The 20,696-nt window shown below is 71.1% G+C and carries 17 protein-coding genes; 12 read left to right on the top strand and 5 right to left on the bottom strand.

Annotated elements, in window-relative coordinates; all coding sequences use genetic code 11:
- Positions 1 to 196, top strand: a 196-nt coding sequence (locus ABT070_RS34135) for a hypothetical protein (RefSeq protein WP_351766454.1), incomplete at its 5' end; no start/stop codon positions are given.
- Here the strand turns inward: ABT070_RS34135 and ABT070_RS34130 are convergent.
- Both ABT070_RS34130 and ABT070_RS34125 read right to left on the bottom strand, forming a co-directional pair.
- Positions 177 to 1,220, bottom strand: a complete 1,044-nt coding sequence (locus ABT070_RS34130; RefSeq protein ID WP_351766452.1) for a zinc-dependent alcohol dehydrogenase family protein — start codon at positions 1,218 to 1,220, stop codon at positions 177 to 179. The two genes, ABT070_RS34135 and ABT070_RS34130, sit on opposite strands and share 20 nt — an antisense overlap.
- 48 nt (positions 1,221 to 1,268) lie before the next feature.
- The gene (locus tag ABT070_RS34125) at positions 1,269 to 3,590 is read right to left on the bottom strand and encodes an MMPL family transporter (protein ID WP_351766450.1); all 2,322 of its coding nucleotides are present in this window, start codon (positions 3,588 to 3,590) and stop codon (positions 1,269 to 1,271) included.
- 142 nt (positions 3,591 to 3,732) lie between these two features.
- On the opposite strand from ABT070_RS34125, the gene ABT070_RS34120 reads away from it, so the two are divergent.
- The 3 genes from ABT070_RS34120 to ABT070_RS34110 all read left to right on the top strand — a co-directional run bounded on the left by ABT070_RS34120 (position 3,733) and on the right by ABT070_RS34110 (position 7,169).
- Complete coding sequence (locus tag ABT070_RS34120) at positions 3,733 to 4,404, top strand: TetR/AcrR family transcriptional regulator (RefSeq protein WP_351766448.1); 672 nt, start codon at positions 3,733 to 3,735, stop codon at positions 4,402 to 4,404.
- Positions 4,405 to 4,575: 171 nt separating this feature from the next.
- Positions 4,576 to 4,815 (top strand): heavy-metal-associated domain-containing protein, encoded by a 240-nt coding sequence (locus ABT070_RS34115; RefSeq protein WP_351766446.1) that lies wholly within the window; start codon positions 4,576 to 4,578, stop codon positions 4,813 to 4,815.
- 110 nt (positions 4,816 to 4,925) lie between these two features.
- Positions 4,926 to 7,169: a heavy metal translocating P-type ATPase gene (locus tag ABT070_RS34110; protein WP_351766444.1), complete on the top strand. Its 2,244-nt coding sequence runs from the start codon at positions 4,926 to 4,928 to the stop codon at positions 7,167 to 7,169.
- Positions 7,170 to 8,085: 916 nt separating this feature from the next.
- Here the strand turns inward: ABT070_RS34110 and ABT070_RS34105 are convergent.
- Positions 8,086 to 9,384: a citrate synthase gene (locus tag ABT070_RS34105; RefSeq protein WP_351766442.1), complete on the bottom strand. Its 1,299-nt coding sequence runs from the start codon at positions 9,382 to 9,384 to the stop codon at positions 8,086 to 8,088.
- A gap of 241 nt (positions 9,385 to 9,625) precedes the next feature.
- Positions 9,626 to 11,881: an SF1B family DNA helicase RecD2 gene (gene recD2, locus ABT070_RS34100; RefSeq protein WP_351766440.1), complete on the bottom strand. Its 2,256-nt coding sequence runs from the start codon at positions 11,879 to 11,881 to the stop codon at positions 9,626 to 9,628.
- 209 nt (positions 11,882 to 12,090) lie between these two features.
- On the opposite strand from recD2, the gene ABT070_RS34095 reads away from it, so the two are divergent.
- The 6 genes from ABT070_RS34095 (at position 12,091) to ABT070_RS34070 (ending at position 19,654) form a co-directional block, all read left to right on the top strand.
- On the top strand, positions 12,091 to 13,161 hold the full coding sequence (locus tag ABT070_RS34095; protein ID WP_351766438.1) for a LacI family DNA-binding transcriptional regulator: 1,071 nt from the start codon (positions 12,091 to 12,093) through the stop codon (positions 13,159 to 13,161).
- The gene (locus ABT070_RS34090) at positions 13,158 to 14,708 is read left to right on the top strand and encodes a sugar ABC transporter ATP-binding protein (RefSeq protein ID WP_351766436.1); all 1,551 of its coding nucleotides are present in this window, start codon (positions 13,158 to 13,160) and stop codon (positions 14,706 to 14,708) included. The genes ABT070_RS34095 and ABT070_RS34090 overlap by 4 nt, the downstream gene beginning before the upstream one ends.
- On the top strand, positions 14,698 to 16,650 hold the full coding sequence (locus ABT070_RS34085) for an ABC transporter permease/substrate-binding protein (protein ID WP_351766434.1): 1,953 nt from the start codon (positions 14,698 to 14,700) through the stop codon (positions 16,648 to 16,650). The genes ABT070_RS34090 and ABT070_RS34085 overlap by 11 nt, the downstream gene beginning before the upstream one ends.
- An 84-nt stretch (positions 16,651 to 16,734) precedes the next feature.
- Positions 16,735 to 17,661 carry a ribokinase gene (locus tag ABT070_RS34080; RefSeq protein WP_351766433.1) on the top strand — a complete coding sequence of 309 codons (927 nt, stop codon included), beginning with the start codon at positions 16,735 to 16,737 and terminating at the stop codon, positions 17,659 to 17,661.
- Positions 17,658 to 18,047 (top strand): D-ribose pyranase, encoded by a 390-nt coding sequence (rbsD, locus tag ABT070_RS34075; protein WP_351766431.1) that lies wholly within the window; start codon positions 17,658 to 17,660, stop codon positions 18,045 to 18,047. The genes ABT070_RS34080 and rbsD overlap by 4 nt, the downstream gene beginning before the upstream one ends.
- A gap of 401 nt (positions 18,048 to 18,448) precedes the next feature.
- Entirely contained in the window at positions 18,449 to 19,654 is a 1,206-nt protein-coding gene (locus tag ABT070_RS34070) for an esterase/lipase family protein (RefSeq protein WP_351766430.1), read from the top strand.
- A 90-nt stretch (positions 19,655 to 19,744) separates the two neighbouring features.
- Here the strand turns inward: ABT070_RS34070 and ABT070_RS34065 are convergent, their stop codons facing one another.
- Positions 19,745 to 20,017: a GntR family transcriptional regulator gene (locus tag ABT070_RS34065; RefSeq protein ID WP_351766428.1), complete on the bottom strand. Its 273-nt coding sequence runs from the start codon at positions 20,015 to 20,017 to the stop codon at positions 19,745 to 19,747.
- A gap of 169 nt (positions 20,018 to 20,186) precedes the next feature.
- On the opposite strand from ABT070_RS34065, the gene ABT070_RS34060 reads away from it, so the two are divergent.
- Entirely contained in the window at positions 20,187 to 20,417 is a 231-nt protein-coding gene (locus tag ABT070_RS34060) for a hypothetical protein (protein WP_351766427.1), read from the top strand.
- Positions 20,414 to 20,674 carry a hypothetical protein gene (locus ABT070_RS34055; RefSeq protein ID WP_351766425.1) on the top strand — a complete coding sequence of 87 codons (261 nt, stop codon included), beginning with the start codon at positions 20,414 to 20,416 and terminating at the stop codon, positions 20,672 to 20,674. Before ABT070_RS34060 ends, ABT070_RS34055 begins: the two co-directional genes overlap by 4 nt.
- The last annotated feature ends 22 nt before the right edge of the window (positions 20,675 to 20,696 follow it).

Genomic DNA, 20,696 nt, shown 5'->3' with positions numbered 1-20,696 from the left:
GCGTGGGGCACAGCGCCGCGGGCGCGTGGGGCACAGCGCCGCGGGCGCGTGGGGCACAGCGCCGCGGGCGCGTGGGGCACAGCGCCGCGGGCGCGTGGGGCACAGCGCCGCGGGCGCGAACGGGGTGCGGGTGGACGAGGTGCGCGGCGCGATCCCGGACCGGGGGCGGGCCGTGCTCAGGCCCACGGATCGATGACCGTCACCCCCGCGCCCGGTGCGGTGCCCAGCGCGGACAGGGCGGCCGGGGTCTCGTCCAGTGTGATCGTCGACGTCACCAGCAGATCGGGACGCAACACCCCCGACCGGACCAGTTCCAGCATCTTCGGGTAGGTGTGCGCGGCCATGCCGTGGCTGCCCAGGATCTCCAGCTCCAGGGCGATGGCGCGGGCCAGCGGGACGGGGGTCGTGCCGTCCTCGGAGGGAAGCAGGCCGACCTGGATGTGACGGCCGCGCCGGCGCAGCCCGTTCACCGAGGCGGCGCAGGTGGCGGGGGAACCGAGCGCGTCGAGGGAGAGGTGAGCCCCTCCCCCGGTCAGCTCGCGGACCGCCGCCGCCGTGTCCGGCACCTCCCGCGCGTCCACGCACCGCGCCGCGCCGAACTTCCGGGCCAGGTCCAGGGCCTTCGGGGAGACGTCCACCGCCAGCACCCGGGCCCCGCTCGCCGCCGCGATCATCACCGCCGAGAGGCCCACGCCGCCGCAGCCGTGCACCGCCACCCACTCCCCCGCCGCGACCCGGCCCTGCTGCACCACGGCCCGGAACGCCGTGGCGAACCGGCAGCCGAGCGAGGCGGCGGTGGCGTACGACAGGCCGTCGGGGATCGCGACCAGGTTCACGTCGGCGTGGTCCAGGGCCACGTACTGGGCGAAGGAGCCCCAGTGCGTGAAGCCGGGCTGGGTCTGCCGCTCGCACACCTGGTGGTCGCCGGCCGCGCAGGACGGACAGCTGCCGCAGCCGCACACGAAGGGCACGGTGACCCGGTCGCCCGCCCGCCACCTGGTGACCCGGGCACCGACCTCCTGTACGACACCGGCGAGTTCGTGCCCGGGCACGTGCGGCAGGGCGATGTCCGGGTCGTGGCCCATCCAGCCGTGCCAGTCACTGCGGCACAGGCCGGTGGACTCGACGCGCACGGTCACTCCGTGGGGGGCCGGCCGGGGGTCGGCCAGCTCACGCACCTCGGCCGGCTCCCCGTACCGCTCGAACACCACAGCCCGCATACCCACTCCGTTCGTCGTCCAGGGGCACCCCGGAGATCTCCGCGAACGCTAACCGTGCGCGTCGACCCTGTCCCGCCCGGGCCCGTCCGGCGCTGATCCGTCCGGCGTGGGGTCGCCCGGCGTGGGGTCGCCCGGAGTGGGGTCGCCCGGAGTGGGGCCGTCCGGCGCTGGTCCGGGCGCGGCGGCCGGTGCCGGCCGGGCCGGCTCGCCCTCGCTCAGGCCGAACCGCTGGTGGAACCTGCGCAGCGGCGCCGGCGCCCACCAGGTGGCTCTGCCGGTGAGGCGCATGATGGCCGGAACCAGGAGACTGCGCACCACCATCGCGTCCATCAGGACCGCCAGGGCGATGCCCAGGCCGAGCATCTTGGTGTTGGTGACGCGCGAGGTGCCGATCGCGACCATCACCACCGCCAGGATGACCGCCGCCGCCGTGATCAGACCGCCGGTGCGCCGCAGGCCCAGACCGACCGCTCCTTCGTGGTCGCCGGTGCGGTCGTACTCCTCCTTGATGCGGGAGAGCAGGAACACGCCGTAGTCCATCGAGAGGCCGAAGGCCACGCAGAACATCAGGACCGGGAGGGTGGTCTCTATGGATCCGGGGCTGGTGAAGCCGAGCAGGCCGGAGAGATGGCCGTCCTGGAAGACCCAGACCACCGCGCCGAACATCGCCGTCAGGCTGAGCGCGTTGAGCAGCACCGCCTGGAGCGGGATCAGCACGCTGCCGGTCAGCAGGAAGACCAGGAGCAGGGTGACGATGACGATGAAGGCCACCGCCCAGGGCAGCTGGGCGCCGATCGCGTGCTTGGAGTCGACCAGGACGGCCGCCGTGCCGGTCACGCCGGTCTCGAAGGGGGCGGTCGTGGCCCGCAGGTCGCCCACCAGGTTCTGGGCCGCGTCGTCGACGGCCTCGCCCTTGGGCAGCACCGTGAAGTACGCCGAGTCGCCGTTCACCGACGGGCCGTCCACCCGGGCCACTTCCGGCAGCGCCGCCACGCGTTCCTTGTACGCCGCGTACTGGGCCTGGGTCGCCCGGCCCTCGGCGAGGACCTCGAGGCCGCCGCCGGGACTGCCCGGGAAGCCGTCCCTGATGTGCTGCTGCACGACGTGGGACTCGGCCGAGGAGGGCAGCTGACGGTCGTCCGCCGTGCCGAACTTCACGCCGAGGAAGGGCAGTCCGAGGAGCACGAGGGCGGCCGTGGTGGCCAGGGCGAAGAACGGGGCGCGGCGCATGACCAGGTGGGCCGTGCGGGCCCAGGCCCGGCCGCCCTCCTCGTCGGACGCCGCCGCGGGCCGGCCCCGGCGGAACAGCCGGCGCAGGTCGAGCGAGTTGACCCGGTCGCCGAGCAGGATCAGCGCCGCCGGGAGCAGGATCAGGGCGGCCGCGGCGGCGAGCAGGACCACGGCCATGCCGGCATAGGCGAAGGAGCGCAGGAAGTACTGGGGGAAGAGGAGCATCGCCGCCAGGGACACCGCGACCGTGAGCGCCGAGAAGAGGACCGTGCGGCCGGCCGTGCGCAGGGTGGTGGCGATGGCCGTCGACGGGTCGGCGCCGGCGGCGAGTTCCTCGCGGAAGCGGCGGACGATGAACAGGGCGTAGTCGATGGCGAGGCCGAGGCCCAGGGCCGTGGTGAGGTTCATCGCGAAGATGGAGACGTCGGTGAACCGCGTGAGGCCGCTGAGGACGGCGTTGGTGCCGAGGATCGCCACGATGCCGATGCCGAGCGGCAGCAGGGCCGCGACCGCGCTGCCGAAGACCATCACCAGCAGCACCAGCGTGATCGGCAGGGCGATGATCTCGGCGCGGGTCAGGTCCTCCTGGATGATGGTCTGCATCTCGTGCCGCACGGCGACGCCGCCGCCGATCCTCACCTCCACCGGCCCGTGCGTGCCGCGCAGGGCGGGGGCGATGCGGTCGAGGGTCTCCCCCATGGTCTTCTCGTCGCCCGTGATGCGGGCGGCTATCAGCGCCTCGTGGCCGTCCTTCGCCCGCAGGGCGGAAGCCGCTCCCGCCGCGCCGGCCTGCCAGTAGGAGCCGACGCCGACGACGCCCTCCTCGGCGGCCAGGGCGGCGGTGAGCCGGTTCGCCTCGGCGGCCACCGCCGGGTCGTCCACGGAGGCCTCGCCCGCGTCGACCAGCAGCAGGAGGTTGGGCTGGGAGCCGGGGAACTCACGCTCCAGGGCCTTGGTCGCGTACGTGGACTCCGCGGCCGGATCCTCCCAGCCGCCGCTGCCCAATCGCTCGGCGACCCCACTGCCGGCCAGCACCGCGAGCACGGTGAGCACCAGGGCCGCGAGCAGCGACAGCCCGGGCCGGGCGGTCACGAAGCGGGTCCAGCCCCCGGCACGGGGTGGGCTGTTGACTTCGGTCATCGTGCGGTGTCCCCTTCACCCTGCAAGCAGTCGTGAAAACCGTAGAATGGCTAACACGAGAGAGCGCTCGCATTTCTGGATCCCAGAATGCGAGCGACCACTCGTATTTGTCAATGATGTTCGGGAAAGCTGGGGACAACGCGTGGCCGAGAGCCAGGAGAAGGAACAGCCGCGCCGCCGCCAGGCACGTGGCGAGCGGCGTATCGCCCAGCTGCTCGAGGCCGCGGCCAGCGTCTTCTGCACGACCGGCTACACCGCCGCCAGCACCAACGCCATCGCCCGCGAGGCGGGTGTCTCACCGGGCACGCTCTACCAGTTCTTCCCGAACAAGGAAGCGATCGCGATCGAGCTGGGCGACCGCCTCATGCACCAGATGCGCGACACCTTCGGCGAGGCGCTCGCGCCGGTCGACCCCGCGACTCCGCTGGAGGAGGCCGTCGGCGCGGCCGTGGACCGGTTCATCGCCTTCAACTGCGACCATCCGGTGTTCTTCGCCCTGATGCACGGGCCCGACATCCCCGGCCACATCGCCGAGGAGCACGACGCGCTGCACGCCACGCTGCTCGCCCGTATCGAGGGCCTGCTGTCCTCCCTGCTGCCGGACGCGCAGCCCGCCGACCTCGCCCGTACCGCGCACATGTGCCTGGGCCTGTACAAGGCGGGCCTGGAGCTGGTCCTCGGCCACGAGGGCGCCGAGCGCGACGCGTATGTGCAGGAGCTGAAGAACGTACTGATCCGCTATCTGGAGCCGCTGGTGGGCGACCGGCTGGGCCGCGTCGAAGCCGACGCCGCCGGGACCGCTACGGCCCTGTAGCCCGGGTACCCGTCCACCGGACGCCCGCCGAGAGCCCGCCGGAAGTATCCGCACCGCCGTCCAGGCGGCGGGTCATGACCTTGGATTCATACCCCCTAGGGGTATAGTGTGGGTTAACGGGAGACCTCTCGCGGCCCCTCCCGCCCCACCTGCCTCCACGAGGAGAACGACATGACCGCTCAAACCGACACCCCGGGCTCCGTCACCACCGTCTACAAGGTGAGCGGCATGAGCTGCGGCCACTGCGAGGGCGCCGTCTCCGGCGAGCTCTCCGAGCTCCCCGGTGTCACCTCGGTGAAGGCCGTCGCCTCGACCGGTGAGGTCACGGTCGTCTCCACCGCCGCGCTCGACGAGGAGGCCGTACGCGCCGCCGTCGACGAGGCGGGCTTCGAGCTGGCCGGCCAGGCCTGAGGCACCCGCGCCTCGGCCCCTCCCCTCGACACCCCTCCTCCACCCACCGGGCCGTGCCGACCAGCTGATACTGGTTCCGTACGGCCCGGTCAGCTTCCTGGAGCACGGACATGACCAGCACCACCACGGAAACGCCGATAGCCGAACCGCCCGCGCCGACCGCCGAGGTCGAACTGCTCATCGGCGGGATGACCTGCGCCTCCTGCGCGGCCCGCGTCGAGAAGAAGCTCAACCGCATGGACGGCGTCGTCGCGACGGTCAACTACGCGACGGAGAAGGCGAAGGTCAGCTATCCGTCCGGGACCGAGGTCGCCGACCTGATCGCGACCGTGGTGAAGACCGGGTACACGGCCGAGGAACCCGCGCCGGAGCCGGAGCCGGTCCAGGAGGACCCCTCCCGGGACCCCGAACTCGCGGCTCTGCGGCACCGGCTCCTCGTCTGCGTCCTGCTCGCCGCGCCCGTCGTCCTGCTCGCCATGGTCCCCTCGCTCCAGTTCGACAACTGGCAGTGGCTCTCGCTGACGCTCGCCGCGCCCGCGGTGGTCTGGGGCGGCGGCCCGCTGCACAAGGCCGCCTGGACGAACCTGCGGCACGGCGCGGCCACCATGGACACGCTGGTGTCGGTCGGCACGCTGGCCGCGCTCGGCTGGTCGCTGTGGGCGCTGTTCTTCGGCGACGCGGGCATGCCCGGCATGCGGCATCCCTTCGAGCTCACCGTCTCCCGTACGGACGGCGCCTCCACGATCTATCTGGAGGTCGCCGCTGGCGTCACCGCCTTGATCCTGCTCGGCCGCTACCTGGAGACCCGCTCCAAGCGGCGCGCGGGGGCGGCGCTGCGGGCGCTGATGGAGCTGGGCGCGAAGGACGTGGCCGTGCTGCGCGACAGCAGGGAGGTGCGGATCCCGGTCGACCTGCTGGCCGTCGGGGACCGGTTCGTCGTGCGACCCGGGGAGAAGGTCGCCACCGACGGGACGGTCGTCGAGGGCACGTCCGCCGTGGACGCCTCGATGCTGACCGGCGAGTCGGTCCCGGTGGACGTCGGGCCGGGCGACGCCGTCACGGGCGCGACCGTGAACGCCGGTGGCCGGCTGGTCGTCGAGGCCGGCAGGATCGGCGCGGACACCCGGCTCGCGCGCATGGCGCAGCTGGTCGAGGCGGCGCAGAGCGGCAAGGCCGAGGTGCAGCGGCTGGCCGACCGGATCTCGGGGATCTTCGTGCCGGCGGTGCTGCTGATCGCGGTCGCCACCTTCGGCGGCTGGCTCGCCGCGACGGGTGACACGACCGCCGCGTTCACGGCGGCCGTCGCGGTCCTGATCATCGCCTGCCCGTGCGCGCTCGGTCTCGCCACGCCGACCGCGCTCATGGTCGGCACCGGGCGCGGCGCCCAGCTCGGCATCCTCATCAAGGGCCCCGAGGTCCTGGAGTCCACGCGCCGCGTCGACACCGTCGTCCTCGACAAGACCGGGACCGTCACCACCGGCCGGATGACCCTTCAGGACGTGTACGTCGTCGACGGCACCGACGAGCGGCAGCTGCTGCGGCTCGCGGGCGCCCTGGAACACGCCTCCGAGCACCCGGTCGCCCGGGCGGTGGCGGCGGGCGCCGAGGACAGGGCCGGGGAGCTGCCTGCGGCCGAGCGGTTCGAGAACGTACCCGGGCGCGGGGTGCGCGGGCGGGTGGAGGGCCGCGAGGTGGCCGTGGGGCGCCTCTTCGAGACCGTTCCGGACGAGGTGGCCCGCGCGAAGGAGGAGGCCGAGCGGGGCGGTCGTACGGCCGTCGTCGTGGGGTGGGACGGCGTGGCGCGCGGAGTGCTCGCGGTCGCGGACGCGGTCAAGGAGACGAGCGCCGAGGCGGTGCGGGAACTGCGGGCGCTGGGGCTCACCCCGGTGCTGCTGACCGGGGACAACCGGGCGGTCGCGGAGGCGGTCGCGGAGGCGGTCGGGATCGACCGGGTGATCGCCGAGGTGCTGCCCGAGGACAAGGTCGACGTCGTACGGCGGCTGCAGGACGAGGGGCGGGTCGTCGCCATGGTCGGGGACGGCGTCAACGACGCGGCCGCACTCGCCGTCGCCGACCTGGGCCTGGCGATGGGGACGGGTACGGACGCGGCGATCGAGGCGAGCGACCTGACACTGGTGCGGGGAGATCTGCGGGTGGCCGCGGACGCCATCCGGCTGTCCCGGCGGACCCTGGCGACGATCAAGGGCAACCTGGTGTGGGCCTTCGGCTACAACGTGGCCGCGCTGCCGCTGGCGGCCGCCGGGCTGCTGAACCCGATGATCGCGGGGGCCGCGATGGCGTTCTCGTCGGTGTTCGTCGTGACGAACAGCCTGAGGCTGCGCGCCTTCAAGTAATACCGCCGAGTAGCACGTTGCCGATCAGGGAGACCCCTGGAGTCCTGCGCGAGCCTCACATAAGCTCTTCACAAGGCTCGCGCATCATCCTTACGCTTGGGCCCCGATCGCCGTATCCGGTCTCTTGCGCATCTAACGGACATATGCAAGAGACACAGATCACAGTGATGTGAACGTAACCATCGAAGGGGTTCGAAGGTCTAAGTTGACGATGTCAGGAAGCGTCTTGGGGGGCGCGACCTGACGTCTGAGGATGTCTTGGGGGACTTCCTCAGAGATGCGTTGCCGGGGCACGCACACCGGGAAGCTTTGAGCGGCCCTCCCAGCGTGCGCTGTCCCGGCAGATCGCACACAGCGGTGGTGGGACGAGTTCTGCTCGTTCTGCTCAACCGCGGGTACAACAACCGAAGATGGTTACAAAACAGCGAATTCAGGCGCTGTTCTCACAACGCCCGGCCGGATCCCGTGGGGGGAATCCGCACCGGGACATGGGAAGGCGCCCTGGTCGTCGGCCCGTGGGGGGACCGGCGCCGGGGCGCCTTCCGTATGCCCCGCACACACACCGCCCGCCCGAGGCGCGCGACGTCAGGTCGCGCATCCGCCCGGACGGTCGACCGCCGGAGACGCACACACCACTGCCCGGGACATCGGTCCCGGGCAGTCAGGAAATTCACCAGTGACGGGGCGCCTGTCGAACGGCGCCCCCACCGGCAGGTGTCAGCGCTCCTCGACCGGTACGAAGTCGCGCTCGACGACACCCGCGGCCGTGCCACCCGGGGGCAACCCCCGGACCCCCGGCAGCAACCCCGACGTCACCGCGACCGGTGTTCAGCCGGCCCGGCGGAGGCCCCGGGGAGCCGAGCGGACACAACCCGGTGACGGGGCGCCCCGAGCAGCGACGCCCCACCGGCAGGTGTCAGCGCTCCTCGACCGGCACGAAGTCGCGCTCGACGACACCCGTGTAGATCTGGCGCGGGCGGCCGATGCGGGAGCCGGGCTCCTTGATCATCTCGTGCCACTGGGCGATCCAGCCCGGGAGGCGGCCCAGGGCGAACAGGACCGTGAACATCTCGGTCGGGAAGCCCATGGCCCGGTAGATCAGGCCGGTGTAGAAGTCGACGTTCGGGTAGAGGTTGCGCGAGACGAAGTAGTCGTCGGAGAGCGCGTGCTCCTCGAGCTTGAGCGCGATGTCCAGCAGCGCGTCGTCCTTGCCGAGGGCCGAGAGGACGTCGTGCGCCGCCGCCTTGATGATCTTCGCGCGCGGGTCGAAGGACTTGTACACCCGGTGGCCGAAGCCCATCAGGCGGACGCCGTCCTCCTTGTTCTTCACCTTGCGGATGAAGGAGTCGACGTCGCCGCCGTTGGCCTGGATGCCCTCGAGCATCTCCAGCACGGACTGGTTGGCGCCGCCGTGCAGCGGGCCCCACAGGGCGGAGATGCCGGCCGAGATCGAGGCGAACATGTTCGCCTGCGAGGAACCGACCAGACGGACCGTGGACGTCGAACAGTTCTGCTCGTGGTCCGCGTGCAGGATCAGCAGCTTGTCGAGGGCGGAGACGACGACCGGGTCGAGCTCGTACTCCTGGGCCGGCACGGAGAACGTCATGCGCAGGAAGTTCTCGACGTAGCCGAGGTCGTTGCGCGGGTAGACGAACGGGTGGCCGATCGACTTCTTGTAGGCGTACGCCGCGATCGTCGGGAGCTTGGCGAGCAGCCGGATCGTGGAGAGGTTGCGCTGCTTCTCGTCGAACGGGTTGTGGCTGTCCTGGTAGAACGTGGACAGCGCGGAGACCACCGACGACAGCATGGCCATCGGGTGGGCGTCGCGCGGGAACCCGCGGTAGAAGTTCTTGACGTCCTCGTGCAGCAGCGTGTGCTGGGTGATGTCGCTCTTGAAGACGGACAGCTCGTCGACGGTCGGCAGTTCGCCGTTGATCAACAGGTAGGCGACCTCGAGGAAGGTCGACCGCTCGGCCAGCTGCTCGATCGGGTAGCCGCGGTACCGGAGGATTCCCTGTTCGCCGTCAAGGTAGGTGATGGCGGATTTATAGGCGGCGGTGTTGCCGTAGCCGCTGTCCAGGGTCACCAGACCGGTCTGGGCGCGGAGCTTCCCGATGTCGAAGCCCTTGTCGCCGACGGTGCTGTCGATCACCGGGTAGGTGTACTCGCCATCGCCGAACCGCAGTACTACAGCGTTGTTGGTGTGCTCGCTCACGTCATCCCTCACCGACGTTGTGCCTCTTCTTCGAGGTTGCCCTGACTGTCTCTACCATCCCCCATTTGGCGCACGAGAGTGCACTCGGGGTCGACCATTGGGCTCATTGGCGGCACTCAGTGCCGCCAACCAGCTCATCCTGCCGCCTTCGTCACAGTTGGGGAAGTGCTCTGTGACCTTCACGACTCATTTGATCGATCATTTTTCCCGACGATCCGGAAATCCCACGGGCCCGAGGTGGTCAGCGGCCCGCCAGCCGGAAGTCCAGGGCCGTGCAGCGGCGGCCCGCCGACACCGTGCGCACCGCCTGACCGATCGCCTTGCGGGAGCCGACGAGGACGACCAGCTTCTTGGCGCGCGTCACGGCCGTGTACAAGAGGTTCCGTTGAAGCATCATCCATGCTCCCGTGGTGACGGGGATCACCACGGCGGGATATTCACTTCCCTGTGAACGGTGGATGGTGACCGCGTACGCGTGGGCCAGTTCGTCCAGTTCGTCGAACTCGTACGGAACCTCCTCGTCCTCGTCGGTCAGCACCGTGAGGCGCTGGTCGACCGGATCGAGTGAGGTCACGACGCCCACGGTGCCGTTGAAGACGCCGTTCTTCCCCTTGTCGTAGTTGTTGCGGATCTGGGTGACCTTGTCGCCGACGCGGAAGACCCGGCCGCCCAACCGCTTCTCGGGCACGTCGGGGCGGCCGGGGGTGACCGCCTGCTGGAGCAGGCCGTTGAGGGCGCCGGCGCCGGCCGGGCCGCGGTGCATGGGCGCCAGGACCTGCACGTCCCGGCGCGGGTCCAGGCCGAACTTCGCCGGAATGCGCCGGGCGGCCACGTCCACCGTGAGGCGGCCGGCCTCCTCCGTGTCGTCCTCGACGAAGAGGAAGAAGTCCTTCATGCCGTCGGTGACCGGGTGCTGTCCGGCGTTGATCCGGTGCGCGTTGGTCACCACCCCGGACTGCTGGGCCTGACGGAACACGCGCGTGAGGCGCACGGCGGGCACCGGGCTGCCTTCGGCCAGCAGATCGCGCAGCACCTCGCCGGCGCCGACGCTGGGCAACTGGTCGACGTCCCCCACGAAGAGCAGGTGCGCGCCGGGGGGCACGGCCTTGACCAGCTTGTTGGCGAGGAGGAGGTCCAGCATCGACGCCTCGTCGACCACCACCAGGTCCGCGTCCAGCGGGCGGTCCCGGTCGTAGGCCGCGTCGCCGCCGGGCTTGAGCTCCAGCAGCCGGTGGACGGTGGAGGCCTCGGCGCCGGTCAGCTCGGCCAGGCGCTTGGCCGCGCGGCCGGTGGGGGCGGCCAGCACGACCTTGGCCTTCCTGGCGCGGGCCAGCTCCACGATCGAGCGGACGGTGAAGGACTTGCCGCAGCCGGGGCCGCCGGTGAGCACGGCGACCTTCTCGGTCAGCGCGAGCCTGACGGCCGCCTCCTGCTCGGGCGCGAGTTCGGCCTCGGTGCGGGTCCTCAGCCAGGCCAGCGCCTTGTCCCAGGCCACGTCACGGAAGGCCGGCATCCGGTCCTCGTCGGTGCGCAGCAGACGCAACAGCTGGGCGGAGAGGGCCAGTTCGGCGCGATGGAACGGGACCAGCCAGACGGCGGTGACGGGCTCCCCTCCGTCGGCCGCCGGGACCTTCTCCCGTACGACCCCGGGGTCCTCGCCCTCCGCCGGCGGCGTCGCGAGTTCGGCGAGGCACTCGATGACCAGGCCGGTGTCGACCTGCAGCAGCTTCACCGAGTCGGCGATCAGCCGCTCCTCGGGGAGGTAGCAGTGGCCCTGGTCGGTGGCCTGGGACAGCGCGTACTGGAGGCCCGCCTTGACGCGCTCCGGGCTGTCGTGCGGGATGCCGACGGACCTGGCGATCTTGTCGGCGGTGAGGAAGCCGATGCCCCAGACGTCCGTGGCGAGCCGGTAGGGCTGGTTCTTCACGACGGAGATGGAGGCGTCGCCGTACTTCTTGTAGATGCGGACCGCGATGGAGGTGGACACCTCGACGGTCTGGAGGAAGAGCATGACCTCCTTGATCGCCTTCTGCTCCTCCCAGGCGTCGGCGATCTTCTTCGTGCGTTTCGGGCCGAGGCCGGGAACCTCGACGAGTCGCTTCGGCTCCTCCTCGATGATCTTCAGGGTGTCCATGCCGAAGTGCCGGGTGATGCGGTCGGCGAAGACCGGGCCGATGCCCTTGACGAGCCCCGAGCCGAGGTAGCGGCGGATGCCCTGGACGGTGGCGGGCAGGACGGTCGTGTAGTTCTCGACGGTGAACTGCTTGCCGTACTGCGGGTGGGAGCCCCAGCGGCCCTCCATGCGCAGGGACTCGCCGACCTGGGCGCCGAGCAGCGCGCCGACGACCGTGAGGAGGTCGCCGCCGCCTCTGCCGGTGTCGACGCGGGCGACCGTGTAGCCGTTCTCCTCGTTCGCGTACGTGATGCGCTCGAGCACGCCTTCCAGCGTGGCCGTACGCCGCTCCCCCGCCTGGGCGGCCCCCGCCTGATCGGTCATGATCCGACGTTACCGCCCGCCACCGACAGTGCTCCGGGGGCGACCGTCGGCTGCCCGGCGGGCACCGTTCATCACGATCCGGTCTCGGGATGTGGTTGAGGGCTTGATTAACCTCCGTGTAATCGATTCCAATCCTTCGTACACGTCGATGTAATCGATTCCACGACCTCGACGTACATGAACCGAGTCCACAAGGAGGTGGGGCGGCGATGGCGAGCATCAAGGACGTCGCGGCCGAGGCGGGGGTCTCCGTCGCCACGGTGTCGCGGGTCCTGAACGACCATCCGTCGGTCAGCGAGGACGCACGCACGCGTGTGCTGGCCGCCGTCGAAACGCTGGGCTACCGCCCGAACGCCGTCGCCCGGTCGCTGCGCACCGACCAGACCCGCACCCTCGGCCTGGTCATCAGCGACGTGCTCAACCCGTACTTCACCGAACTGGCCCGCTCCGTCGAGGAGGAGGCCCGCGCGCTCGGCTACAGCGTCATCATCGGCAACGCCGACGAACGGCCCGACCTCCAGGACCACCACGTACGGACCCTGCTGGACCGCCGGATCGACGGCCTCCTCGTCTCCCCGACCGACGGCGGCTCGCCGCTGATCGTCGACGCCGCGCGCGCGGGGACGCCGATGGTGTTCGTCGACCGGTGGATCCCGGGCGTCGACGTGCCGGTGGTGCGGTCGGACGGACGCGCGGCCGTGCGGGACCTCGTCGCGCATCTGCACGGGCTGGGGCACCGCAGACTCGCCATCATCGCGGGCCCCGCCGCCACCACCACCGGAAGCGAGCGCGTCGAGGCCTTCCGGGCCGCCATGGCCGAGTACGGGCTTCCCCTCCCAGACGCCTACATAGGCCAGGGCGACTTCCAGGCCGAGAGCGGACGGCGGGTCACCGAGGGCTTCCTCGACCTGCCCGAACCGCCCGAGGTCGTGTTCGCCGCCGACAACCTGATGGCACTGGGCGCGCTGGACGCCGTACGCGCGCGTGGGCTGCGGGTTCCGCGGGACCTCGCGCTGGCCGCGTTCGACGACATCCGCTGGTTCGTGCACACCGATCCGCCGATCACCGCGATCGCCCAGCCGACGGGCGAGCTGGGCCGGGCCGCCGTGCGGGCGCTCGTCGACCGCATCGAGGGACGGCCCCCGCAGTCCGTCACCCTCCCGGCCCGGCTCGTCGTCCGCCGTTCGTGCGGCGAGCCGGCCCACCGAGAACCGCCCGCTCCCGAGGAGTTCCCCGCCTCCGCGGAGCCGTCCCCCGTAACGAACAGGAGCCAGACGTGAGCAACGCGGACGAGTTGCTGCGCATCGAAGGCATACGCAAGACCTTCCCCGGTGTGGTCGCGCTCGACAGCGTCGACTTCGACCTGCGCCGGGGCGAGGTGCATGTGCTGCTCGGTGAGAACGGCGCGGGCAAGAGCACGCTCATCAAGATGCTCTCCGGCGCCTACCGGCCCGACGCCGGGCGGATCCTGGCCGGCGGCGAGGAGGTGCGCATCCACGGCGCCCAGGACTCCGAGCGCCTCGGGATCGCCACCATCTACCAGGAGTTCAACCTCGTTCCCGATCTCACGGTCGCCGAGAACATCTTCCTCGGCCGGCAACCGCGCCGCTTCGGGATGATCGACCGGAAGCGGATGGAGACCGACGCGGCCGCCCTGCTGGAGCGGGTCGGGGTGAACGTCTCGCCCCGCACGCGGGTGCGTGAACTCGGTATCGCGCGCCTGCAGATGGTCGAGATCGCCAAGGCGCTCAGCCTGGACGCGCGCGTGCTGATCATGGACGAGCCGACCGCCGTGCTGACCTCCGAGGAGGTCGAGAAGCTCTTCGCCATCGTGCGCAGCCTGCGTGCGGACGGCGTCGGCATCGTGTTCATCACGCACCACCTCGAGGAGATCGCCGCCCTCGGCGACCGGGTCACGGTCATCCGGGACGGCAGGAGCGTCGGGCAGGTCCCGGCCGGCACACCCGAGGACGAGCTGGTGCGGCTCATGGTGGGCCGCTCCATCGAGCAGCAGTACCCCAGGGAGCGCCCCGACACGGGCGCCGCGCTGCTGTCCGTCGAAGGGCTCACCCGGGACGGCGTCTTCCACGACGTCAGCTTCGAGGTGCGCGCCGGTGAGGTCGTCGGTGTCGCCGGGCTCGTCGGCGCCGGCCGTACCGAGGTCGTACGGGCGGTCTTCGGGGCGGACCCGTACGACCGCGGAGCCGTCCGGGTCGGCGGCGCGCACCTGCCCCGCCACGACGTGAACGCCGCCATGGCGGCCGGGATCGGGCTCGTGCCCGAGGACCGCAAGGGCCAGGGGCTGGTGCTCGACCAGTCGGTCGAGGAGAACCTCGGGCTCGTCACCATGCGGGCCGCGACCCGTGGCGGGCTGGTGGACCTGAAGAGCCAGCACGAGGCGGCGGCGCGGATCGCGGGGCAGCTGGGCGTGCGGATGGCGGGCCTCGGCCAGCAGGTGCGCACGCTCTCCGGCGGCAACCAGCAGAAGGTCGTCATCGGCAAATGGCTGCTGGCCGACACCAAGGTGCTCATCCTCGACGAGCCGACGCGCGGGATCGACGTCGGCGCGAAGGTCGAGATCTACCAGCTCATCAACGAGCTGACGGCCGCCGGCGCGGCCGTCCTGATGATCTCCAGCGATCTGCCCGAGGTGCTCGGCATGAGCGACCGGGTGCTGGTGATGGCCCAGGGCCGGATCGCCGGCGAGCTGTCGGCGGACGAGGCGACCCAGGACTCCGTCATGGCACTCGCCGTCAGCACCACCACGCACGAAGAAATCGAAGAAAACGACGAAACCGAAGAACTGGAGGCCGGCCGTGGCCGCTGAGACGCTCAAGAGCGAGACGGGCGCCGGGGGCGCCGCGGCGGTCCGCCGTCTGCTCCTCGACAACGGCGCGCTGACCGCGCTGATCGTCCTCGTCATCGCCATGTCGGCGCTGTCGGGTGACTTCCTGACCACGGACAACCTGCTCAACGTGGGTGTCCAGGCGGCCGTGACCGCCATTCTCGCCTTCGGCGTGACCTTCGTGATCGTCTCGGCGGGCATCGACCTGTCGGTCGGCTCGGTGGCGGCCCTGTCGGCCACCGTGCTGGCGTGGAGCGCCACCCAGCACGGCGTGCCGGTCGTCCTCGCGGTGGTCCTGGCCGTCGCGACCGGTATCGCGGCCGGTCTGGTGAACGGTTTCCTCATCGCCTACGGCAAGCTGCCGCCGTTCATCGCGACGCTCGCGATGCTGTCGGTGGCGCGCGGTCTTTCGCTGGTGATCTCCGAGGGCTCGCCGATCGCCTTCCCCGACTCGGTCTCGCACCTCGGTGACACGCTCGGCGGCTGGCTGCCGGTGCCGGTGCTCGTGATGGTCGTGATGGGGCTGATCGCCGCGTTCGTGCTCGGCCGGACGTACATCGGCCGTTCCATGTACGCCATCGGCGGCAACGAGGAGGCGGCGCGCCTCTCCGGCCTGCGGGTGAAGAAGCAGAAGCTCGCGATCTACGCGCTGTCCGGTGTGTTCGCGGCCGCGGCGGGCGTCGTGCTCGCCTCCCGGCTCTCCTCCGCGCAGCCCCAGGCCGCCGACGGCTACGAGCTGGACGCCATCGCCGCGGTCGTCATCGGCGGCGCCTCCCTGGCCGGTGGCACGGGCAAGGCCTCGGGCACCCTGATCGGCGCGCTGATCCTGGCGGTGCTGCGCAACGGTCTGAACCTGCTGTCCGTCTCCGCCTTCTGGCAGCAGGTCGTCATCGGTGTCGTCATCGCGCTGGCGGTGCTCCTCGACACGGTGCGCCGCAAGGCGGGGGCGACCCCGATGGCGGCCGGGACGGGCAGCGGCGGCGGCAAGGGCCGGCAGGCGGCGACGTACGGTCTCGCGGCCGTGGTCACCGTGGCGATCGTCGGCGCGACCTCCTTCCTGCACGGCGGCAACCCCTCGGGCGCGAACCCGAAGGTCGGCCTGGCGCTGTCCACGCTCAACAACCCGTTCTTCGTGCAGATCCAGTCGGGCGCGAAGGCCGAGGCGAAGAAGCTGGGCGTGGACCTGACGGTCACCGACGCCCAGAACGACGCCTCGCAGCAGGCCAACCAGCTCCAGAACTTCACCAGTTCCGGGCTCGACTCGATCATCGTGAACCCGGTGGACTCGGACGCGGCGAGCAACTCGGTGAAGGCCGCCGACAAGGCGAAGATCCCGGTCATCGCGGTCGACCGGGGCGTCAACAAGGCCACGGTGGACGCGCTGGTCGCCTCCGACAACGTGGCCGGCGGTGAGCTGGCCGCCAAGACGGTCGCCGAGAAGCTGGGCGGGAGCGGAAAGATCGTGATCCTCCAGGGCCAGGCGGGCACCTCCGCGGCGCGGGAGCGGGCGGAAGGCTTCGCCAAGGGGCTGAAGGCCTACCCCGGCATCCAGGTGCTGGCCCAGCAGCCGGCCGACTTCGACCGCACCAAGGGCCTCGACGTGATGTCGAACCTGCTCCAGGCCCACCCGGACGTCCAGGGCGTCATCGCCGCCAACGACGAGATGGCGCTCGGCGCGATCAAGGCACTGGGCTCCAAGGCGGGCAGGTCGGTGCAGGTCGTCGGCTTCGACGGCACCCCGGACGGACTGACGGCCGTCAAGAACGGCACGCTGTACGCGTCCGTGGCGCAGCAGCCGTCCCAGCTGGGCAAGATCGCTGTGGACAACGCGCTGAAGGCGCTGCAGGGCAAGAAGGTCGAGAAGACGGTGAAGGTGCCGGTGAAGGTGGTCACGAAGGAGAACGTGGCCGGGTTCACCGGCTGACATTCGGCGAGCGGGCGGACGGTCACCCGGGGAACACCTCCGGGTGGCCGTCCGCCCCGAGTCACGTATCAGGGGAGTCACTTCATGTACGACTACGACCTTCTGGTCGTAGGGTCGGCCAACGCCGACCTGGTGATCGACGTCGAGCGCAGGCCCGCCGCCGGTGAGACCGTGCTCGGTTCCGACCTCGCGGTCCATCCCGGCGGCAAGGGCGCGAACCAGGCCGTCGCGGCCGCCCGGCTCGGGGCCCGCACGGCCCTGCTGGCCCGGGTCGGCGACGACGCGTACGGCCGGCTGCTGCTCGACTCGCAGCGGGCGGCCGGGGTCGACACGGCCGGCGTGCTGGTCGGCGGGGCGCCCACGGGCGTCGCCCTGATCACCGTGGACCCGTCGGGCGACAACAGCATCGTGGTGTCACCGGGGGCGAACGGGCGGCTGACGCCGGCGGACGTCCGCGCGGCCGCCGGCCTCCTCCACGCCTCCCGGGTGGTGTCGGCACAGCTGGAGATCCCGCTGGAGACGGTCGTGGAGGCCGTGCGGAACCTGGCGCCGGGCAGCCGCTTCGTGCTGAACCCGTCACCGCCGCGCCCGCTGCCCGCCGAGGTGCTGGCGGCCTGCGACCCGCTGATCGTCAACGAGCACGAGGCGAAGGTGATCCTCGGCGGGGCGGATGTGGGCGACGAACCCGAGGAGTGGGCCCGGACCCTGCTCGCGATGGGGCCGAAGTCGGTGGTCGTGACACTGGGTCCGGAAGGCGCGCTGGTGGCGTCCGCGGAGGGCGTGGCGCGGGTCGCGTCCGTGCGCGTGGCCGCCGTGGACACGACCGGTGCCGGAGACTCCTTCACGGCGGCGCTGGCCTGGCGGCTGGGCACGGGTTCCACCCTGGCCGAGGCGGCGGCCTACGCGGCACGGGTCGGGGCGGCGGCCGTGACCCGGCGGGGCGCGCAGGAATCGTTCCCGACGGCTCAGGAGGTCGAGGCGCTCGCCTCCGGGAAGGGTGGGACCAGGTGAAGAAGGCCGGGATCCTCAACCGTCATCTCTCCGGGGCGCTGGCCGAGTTGGGGCACGGGGACGGGGTGCTGGTGTGCGACGCCGGTATGCCGATACCCGACGGGCCCCGGGTGGTCGACCTCGCGTTCCTGGCGGGGGTGCCGTCGTTCGCGGAGGTGGTCGACGGGCTGCTGGCCGAGCTGGTCGTGGAGGGCGCCACGGCGGCGACGGAGGTGCGGGAGGCGAATCCCGCGGCGGCCGAGCTGCTGGACGGGCACTTCCCCGGGCTGGCCCTGGTCCCGCACGAGGAGCTGAAGAGGCTGTCGGCCGGGGCGCGGCTGGTGGTCCGCACGGGCGAGGCACGGCCGTACGCGAACGTGCTGCTGCGGTGCGGGGTGTTCTTCTGACGCCCGTCGTCCGAACTCCTCCGGCCTGGGCGGAGAAGCTTCGAGGGGGTCCGGTCCGTCGACCGGGCCCCCTCGGCTTTTCCCCTCCGTATCAGAACCCCCGCGATCCCCCCGGATCCCCCTCCAGAAGCCCTGATGCCACGTACGACAGGCAAAGGCGCGGAAGGGTTGTACGGCTTCCGAGAAATTTCTGACAGTCCGTTCGACGCGCCCGGCCGGAGCAGTCGGCGAGGCGAACGACGGAGCGAACAAATCAGGCCAGCGGCACATGCCAGGCGCATCAAACTCCACCTGGGCGCATTGCATCACTTGGAATGAACCATGCAGGTCAAACGGGTGATGTGGACAAATCGACCCCCATGATGTGGTCGTTCCCCACCTCTCCCCCAAGGAGTGCGACCATGTCGGAAACCGCCGAGCCCAACGTCGGCACCTTCACTCTCGGCGCCTCGCCGGCCGCCGGACCCGCCACGCAGATCACCGTTCCCGAGCACGAGGAATGGCCCCTGCCGAACGGCTTCGCCTGGGTCTTCCGCGGCGAGGGCAACCAAGGAATCGTCCGCCCGGTGATCATGGCCGACGGTTTCAACCTCGGCCGCAGCGAGCTCGACAAGCTCTATCAGGGGCTGGAGGACGGCGAGTTCCCGTTCATCAGCGAGCTGCGCCGGCGCGGCCGGGACGTGATCCTGCTCGGCTTCGAGGAGCGCACCGCGTCCATCATGGACAACGCGGAGGCGGTCATCGCCGCCGTCATGCGGACCAACGCAGAGCAGCTCGGCGACGCCCGGCTGGTCGTCGGCGGGTTCAGCATGGGCGGCATCGTCACCCGCTACGCGCTGGCCAAGCTCGAGATGCGGCGCATGGACCACCGGGTCGGCCTGTACTTCTCCTACGACAGCCCGCACCGCGGCGCGTCCATCCCGGTCGGCGTGCAGGCGTTCTCGTACTTCATCCCGTTCGCGAACGACTTCGCGCGGCAGATGGACAGCCCGGCGGCGCGTCAGATGCTGTGGCGGCACTACGACAAGGACACCGGCAAGATCGGGGTCGCCCCGGAGCGCACGGAGTTCCTGGCCGCCTTGGAGCGGCTCGGCGGCTGGCCGCGGATCCCCCGTCTGATCGGCATCGCCAACGGCCGCGGTGACGGAATCGGCCTGCCCGAGGTGAAGCCCGGCGAGGTCGCCCTGCGGGTGGACGGGATCTACCCCGGCACCACCTTCTACACCCAGGCCCAGGGCGACGACGTGACGGTCGCCTACCTCAACCGGCGGTTCCCGAAGGCCGACAAGACCATCACGACCAGCGGCTTCCCGGAGATCGACGGCGCGCCGGGCGGCACCCTGCACACCTACAAGATCCTCGCCGACACCCTGAAGAAGCTCGGCGGCACGGTGGACCTGCGGCACGAGGAGGTGTGCTTCGTTCCGTCGGTGAGCGCGGTCGCGATCCGGGACGTCGAGAAGCAGTCCGACCTGTACGTGAACATCGACGGACTGCCGTCGGACGAGAGCGAGTTGGACGACTTCATCGTCTCCTCGACGACCACGCCGCACACCGGGATCACCGAGGAGCTGTGCACCTGGATGCTGGACCGCCTGCCCGACTGACCCACGGCGTCACCCTCGGCGCCCCGGGGCCGCCCCTCCGCTCAGACCTGGCGGAGGGCCGGCCCCTTCGCACTCCCCGATCCGGCGGCACTAAGCGGGCGGCGCGGGTGTCCCGGGGACGGGCGGCAGGGGGTCGGAGACGAACGAACCCCGGGCGCGTACGGTCACCACCAGCCCCCTGTCCCGAAGGATGTCCAGAGCACGGCGGACCGTGCCCGGACCGACTTTGTGCTCATGCGTCATGGTCAGTTCGCCCGGCAGCCGGGTGCCCGGAGGGTACGCGCCGGAGCGAATCTTCCGCTCGATGATCGCGGCGAGCTGCTCATAGACGTACTGCGGCGAATCGGGGCTGATCTTGTCCACCCGTTGACCGTATGCCGCTACCTTCCACCGCGCATTACTTAGTACTACTACCAACCACTACCTACTACTACCGTGCTCGGGGTACAGTCCGGACAGGAAACAAAGACGCCCCGGCGGGAAGGTGAAAGCTTCCGTGCCGGGGCTGAGCCGACTTACGAGGAGTCGACCTATGCGCAGCCTACTGGCCGCGGTCCTGAGCCTTTTCCTGCCGCCGCGCGGAACGCGCCGCTGCCTCACACCCCCACCGTTCCCTGCGGTCTCCGCGCCGCGGCCCGTCCACCCGCGTCGGACGCGGATGCGCCCCGCGGACGTGGTCCTCGCCGACGGTCTCCCCCTGGTCCGGCCGTACCTCGCCGTGTGGGAACGCGAGCGGGACGCCCTCGCGGAGGCCGCCGCATGAGCGCGCGGCGGTTCCGCAGCCTCGGCGTCGACCCGGCCACGGGCAAGGAGGCGTTCGTGGTCGCGCGACCCGGCGGGGTGCTGGAGGAACTGGCGGACGCGCACGCCCTGAAGGCCGCCGCCGTCCTGGTGACGGTCGTCGGGGCCGTGCTGGACGGAGGCAGGGCGTCGGACACCGAACTCGCCGCGTTCGTACCGTCGTTGCACGCGGCGCTGGAGGAATGCGTCGGCATCATGGCGGCGGCCGGGGAGCGTTGACGCAGCGGGAGAACACCGGGCC

Source organism: Streptomyces sp. NPDC002884, from assembly GCF_040295245.1.
Taxonomy (GTDB): domain Bacteria; phylum Actinomycetota; class Actinomycetes; order Streptomycetales; family Streptomycetaceae; genus Streptomyces.
Note: the sequence above shows the minus strand (reverse complement) of the source record. Positions and strands in the feature narration are given on the sequence as shown.

Bases quoted from the DNA above. Each gene is read 5' to 3' on its own strand.
- ABT070_RS34130 (WP_351766452.1), bottom strand. From the start codon at position 1,220: ATGCGGGCTGTGGTGTTCGAGCGGTACGGGGAGCCGGCCGAGGTGCGT.
- ABT070_RS34125 (WP_351766450.1), bottom strand. From the start codon at position 3,590: ATGACCGAAGTCAACAGCCCACCCCGTGCCGGGGGCTGGACCCGCTTC.
- ABT070_RS34115 (WP_351766446.1), top strand. From the start codon at position 4,576: ATGACCGCTCAAACCGACACCCCGGGCTCCGTCACCACCGTCTACAAG.
- ABT070_RS34110 (WP_351766444.1), top strand. From the start codon at position 4,926: ATGACCAGCACCACCACGGAAACGCCGATAGCCGAACCGCCCGCGCCG.
- recD2 (WP_351766440.1), bottom strand. From the start codon at position 11,881: ATGACCGATCAGGCGGGGGCCGCCCAGGCGGGGGAGCGGCGTACGGCC.
- ABT070_RS34095 (WP_351766438.1), top strand. From the start codon at position 12,091: ATGGCGAGCATCAAGGACGTCGCGGCCGAGGCGGGGGTCTCCGTCGCC.
- ABT070_RS34080 (WP_351766433.1), top strand. From the start codon at position 16,735: ATGTACGACTACGACCTTCTGGTCGTAGGGTCGGCCAACGCCGACCTG.
- ABT070_RS34070 (WP_351766430.1), top strand. From the start codon at position 18,449: ATGTCGGAAACCGCCGAGCCCAACGTCGGCACCTTCACTCTCGGCGCC.
- ABT070_RS34060 (WP_351766427.1), top strand. From the start codon at position 20,187: ATGCGCAGCCTACTGGCCGCGGTCCTGAGCCTTTTCCTGCCGCCGCGC.
- ABT070_RS34055 (WP_351766425.1), top strand. From the start codon at position 20,414: ATGAGCGCGCGGCGGTTCCGCAGCCTCGGCGTCGACCCGGCCACGGGC.